This window comes from Effusibacillus pohliae DSM 22757, from assembly GCF_000376225.1.
Taxonomy (GTDB): Bacteria; Bacillota; Bacilli; order Tumebacillales; family Effusibacillaceae; genus Effusibacillus; species Effusibacillus pohliae.
Window position 1 is genome coordinate 1 of the sequence record NZ_AQXL01000050.1, and the last position, 4,247, is coordinate 4,247.

6 protein-coding genes are annotated in these 4,247 nt (G+C 50.7%); all 6 read left to right on the forward strand.

The window, feature by feature from the left end:
* Nucleotides 1–236 precede the first annotated feature (236 nt).
* Nucleotides 237–413, forward strand: a complete 177-nt coding sequence (locus C230_RS22820; protein ID WP_018130178.1) for a hypothetical protein — start codon at nt 237–239, stop codon at nt 411–413.
* Between the two features lie 20 nt (nt 414–433).
* Nucleotides 434–679, forward strand: coding sequence for a hypothetical protein (locus C230_RS0100775; RefSeq protein ID WP_018130179.1), 246 nt, complete (start codon nt 434–436; stop codon nt 677–679).
* A gap of 125 nt (nt 680–804) precedes the next feature.
* Nucleotides 805–1,272 (forward strand): hypothetical protein, encoded by a 468-nt coding sequence (locus C230_RS0100780; protein ID WP_018130180.1) that lies wholly within the window; start codon nt 805–807, stop codon nt 1,270–1,272.
* Nucleotides 1,273–1,625: 353 nt separating this feature from the next.
* Nucleotides 1,626–1,871, forward strand: coding sequence for a hypothetical protein (locus C230_RS0100785; protein WP_018130181.1), 246 nt, complete (start codon nt 1,626–1,628; stop codon nt 1,869–1,871).
* A gap of 850 nt (nt 1,872–2,721) precedes the next feature.
* Nucleotides 2,722–3,780 carry a phage Gp37/Gp68 family protein gene (locus tag C230_RS0100805; protein WP_026174058.1) on the forward strand — a complete coding sequence of 353 codons (1,059 nt, stop codon included), beginning with the start codon at nt 2,722–2,724 and terminating at the stop codon, nt 3,778–3,780.
* A gap of 15 nt (nt 3,781–3,795) precedes the next feature.
* On the forward strand, nt 3,796–4,247 hold a 452-nt coding region (locus C230_RS18945), incomplete at its 3' end, for a hypothetical protein (protein WP_018130186.1).

Below are 4,247 nucleotides of genomic sequence, written 5' to 3' on the forward strand. Positions count from 1 at the left end.
GACGACCAAGATTCTGCAAAAACTGGCGAATGCACTCGGAGTCAGCATCAGTGAACTTCTCGACGAAACCGACGAATCTGCCACGGCATAGGGGGGGAGTCGCCGCATATGGGCAGTCGAGGGCGGTCATATTTTGCACCCCTTCCATCGAAGACCGGAAGAACACTCGCCAAAGTTCCCGTCCTTCGGACAATAATTCGATGTGTAGGGTGAAAAATCCTGTAGGTGGTGATCAAGTGAACCCGGTTGAGCAATTGGGACAGGTCGCGGTTCTCGGGCAGCTGCTCAATCAGGCATACAACATCGCACAGGGACTTGCAGAAGATCCGAACTACACGAAGCAGGATGCGATCGAAGACGTGTTAAAGCTGGCTCGCATGATCAAGGAAGAGATCGTACTGAGCCGGTTTTAAGGGAGAGGAGGGAGTGAATCGTGAAGAAAGATGGCCAAGCCGTCGCTCATACCCTATACAAAGGGGAGATGAGCGGCATGGTAACACGGGTGTTTCAAGTCGGTAACAGCAAGATCACGGTTCACTCGCCATGCGGAGTCATCGCGATGGAGCCGGACGAGCAGCGGGAGTGGTTCAAGCGGGAGTGGGAAAGTGGCAACCCGGCAGTTCGGCGGCTCGTGGAGATCGCAAGGGAGATTGATGCGAAAGGAGAGGAACCAGCGTGACGCTGCGCATCTGGAACCTGCCAGATGACCAGCACCAACGGCTGCCAGATGACTAGAGCTTTGTACGAATCCACCTCACAAACCTTTGAATTACAGACTAGCTCCTTGAAAGGAGGGAGACGACAATGCCTGCGGTGCTGATTTATGTTCCAGGAGGAAAGATCAACAAATTGGCTTATGAAGGAGCCATGCAGCAGGTGGAAGCTTTGCGAAAGGCGATGGGTGAAAACACCGAGACACTAAGCATGATCGACATTGACCCTTCGAATGGTGAAGCTGCAACAGAAGAGGATCGGAAAAGGGCGGAAAGGTTCGTACAGTTGGCCTGCAGCGGTAAGCCGGTGATTGCTCTGATTCCGGCGCGGGGATATGAAGAAGCGTATTTCAGACTGGCAAAAGCCGTGTCTCCGGACGCTCAGCTTTTGCACCCAAGCCAACTTGCAATAATCAATGCGCTTCGGCGTCCGGAAACTGATGAAGAATGGCAACGCTCTTTGAGCTGGACAGTAGCAAGGGTTTTGATGACGTTTGAGAATGCAAAGGCACACACAAACAATATTGAGCCTACACCGGTTGAACAGGGGAAGGCGTGATGAAAATAAAATCCCCATCATCATTGATACAAACGAGCCGATCTTCGTCGTCAATGTAGGGTTCTAAGGTTGAGGGGAAATGGATTTCTCCACCACTTCGCAATTTAATCTTAAAAGTATGGCTATCATAACTGATTCTTGTCGCAAATTCGACAACGTTGATCAAGGAAATTTTGTCTGAAACCAAATTGAGAATGATATACCGGCCTTCATAACAGTTTTGAATGTCGTTCCAAGTAGTCATAATTCAATTCTCCGTTTCGTTGAGTTTTCTATACCAGCCCAAAAAGCATTCGATCAACGAGTGGGAGAATCCTTTCGAATTTATCGATTTCAGAGAGAGGAGTTGGAACATGATGACGACAATCACTGAGAAACCAGACAGACTAGCCCCTTGGCGGGAGTACTACCAACAAATCATGCAACTGGATGTACCTGATTATGAGCGTGACATTCGGCTGGCCGAATTAATGACCCTCATGGAAAACCACTTTCGTATCCCTCTTTGGCGAGATGAAGAATATTACCGCCAAAACCCGGATGTGATCGAGTTTTACCGGAGTGTATCGTTCTCAAGAAAAACGATTTGGATGGATTGACCGCCGGCCAGCCCGGCGCTAGTGGACAAGCATTACGAGGGGAGGGAGTTTGGATCATACTCGTTACCTTATCGACAGGTGGACAAGCCTTTGCTCAAGAGAGGAGGTACGAAGTGAAAATCAGTCAGATTCTTGAGAACCTAAACAGTTTTTGTAGCAGATGCTCAGGATATCTGGAGCAGTGCAGTGAATGCGAGATTGAAGCCGTCAGGCAACAATTAATAGTGGACAAGCAAAGGAGGTTGCTTTCACAGACAAATGAAAAGGAACTGGCTGTATGAGTTGCCGCTCCCACCAGTTCCCATCCCAAGGGGCTATTTGCCCTGAAAAGGGGCCTCTGCCCTACGAAAGGGCCGCTGGCCAATTAAGCTCACATTCATTTTAGCGCAGAGGCCCCGGATTTTCAATTGGTAAATCATTCCGGGGAGGTTATTACGATGAAGCGAGCAGTCATAGCGGTTGGTGTACGGATCAATGGCGTTTGGAAGTCTGTAAAGTTTGTTCGTGACTCAGCAAAAAGTGAGGAGGGGAGAAAGTTGTGATTCTGAGAGAGTTGCATGCGATCAGAAAAAGTGCACAGCGGTTTGGGGACGGATGGTGCATGATCTCGTGCATTGACGAAACCACAGCTTCCAAAGTATCTAAACGTCTTTTTGAACTGGGGTATGAGGTTCAAATTGAGGAAAAAGCGGAAGTTCAGAGGATCCGCTTTAGACGGGTAGGAAAGGTGGGAGCAAAATGCTGAAATGCCCGCGTTGCGGATATGTTTGCCCCTCCTGAAGCGGCCAAATCTGCCCGCGTTGCGGGAGTGATGTAATTGTTGACCTGCAAGAAAGGGGAACAAAGGAAGATGGCACAAACCAAAATCGAATGGGCCACGGACGTCTGGAATCCAGTTACAGGCTGCTCCAAAGTTTCACCAGGCTGTGAAAACTGTTACGCCGAGCGAATTTCGCATCGGTTCGGATGGACGACGAAGCCTTGGACGGCGGCGCATGCGGCAGAAAATGTGAATTTGCATACGGAACGATTGACGGAGCCGCTAAGGTGGCGGAAGCCGCGCCGGGTGTTTGTGAATAGCATGTCGGATCTGTTTCATGAAGTTGTGCCTGATTGGTACATCGATCAGCTATTCGGGATCATGATGGCTTGCTGGCTTAAGAACAAGTCAAGTCACACATTCATAATTCTCACAAAGCGGCCGGATCGGATGCAATCGTATTTGAGTCCAGAACCAGTGAACCTGATTGAGCGGTGGAGCAAGTCTCTTGACGGTGTGGTCATTATGGATGATCCGGACATGCTGTTTTCGGAGTATGTCGAGACCGTTTCAAGTTACGAGAGTATCTTTCCGTTGCCAAACGTCTGGCTCGGCGTAACGGTCGAAGATCAACGCTGGGCGGACGAGCGGATTCCGCTTCTTCTGCAAACGCCGGCGGTTGTTCGGTTCGTATCTTGCGAGCCATTGCTAGGTCCGGTGGATTTGACACGTATTAACCTTGGACAAAAACTTACCCAAGGCTACGGTTCCCGACGTATCGAGTGGGATGCACTAACCGGTTGGGAGAAGCAGTATCTTCCGGAAGCGACTCGACCATCAGTCAGTATTAGCGGGCCCGATCGACGCATTAACTGGGTCATTGTCGGCGGGGAGTCCGGGCTCGGAGCACGACCCATGCATCCGGATTGGGTGCGGGATATTCGGGATCAGTGTCGGGAAGCAAATGTGCCGTTCTTCTTCAAACAGTGGGGGGAATGGGCGCCAGTACATGAACACGAGCCTAGAATCAAAGGCAAGCTCTGGTTCAATTTCGATCCCGATACAGCAGTTTGCAGGTTTGGGAAAAAGAAAGCCGGCCGGATTCTGGACGGCCGAACGTGGGATGAGATGCCTGATATTATCACGTGAGGGGGAGAGGAGCCTGTGGCTCGCAAACGGATGATAGACCCGGGGTTCTGGATGGATGAGAAGTTGGGCATGTGTGAGCCACTTGCTCGGCTTCTCTTCGCGGGGCTGATCAGTCAGGCGGACGATGAGGGGCGGCTTCCCGGGCGGCCAGCATTGCTGCGATCCCTCATTTTCCCGTACGACGAAACCATCACAAGTGACATGGTGCAGGGATGGCTGGAGCAACTGATGGAGCGAAACTTGATCGTGGTCTATACAGTGGACAACCAGACTTACATACAGGTGCGGAACTTTCTCAAACACCAGACGATCAAGAAACCGCAGCCGTCGAAGTATCCAGCCCCACCAGTTCACCCTGAAAGTGACCAAAAGGGAAATTCGGTGGGGAACCAGTTCGGAACCGGTTCGGAACCAGTGGCCCCTAAAAGAAAAGAAGAGAAGAGAAAAGAAGAGAAGAGAAAAGAAGA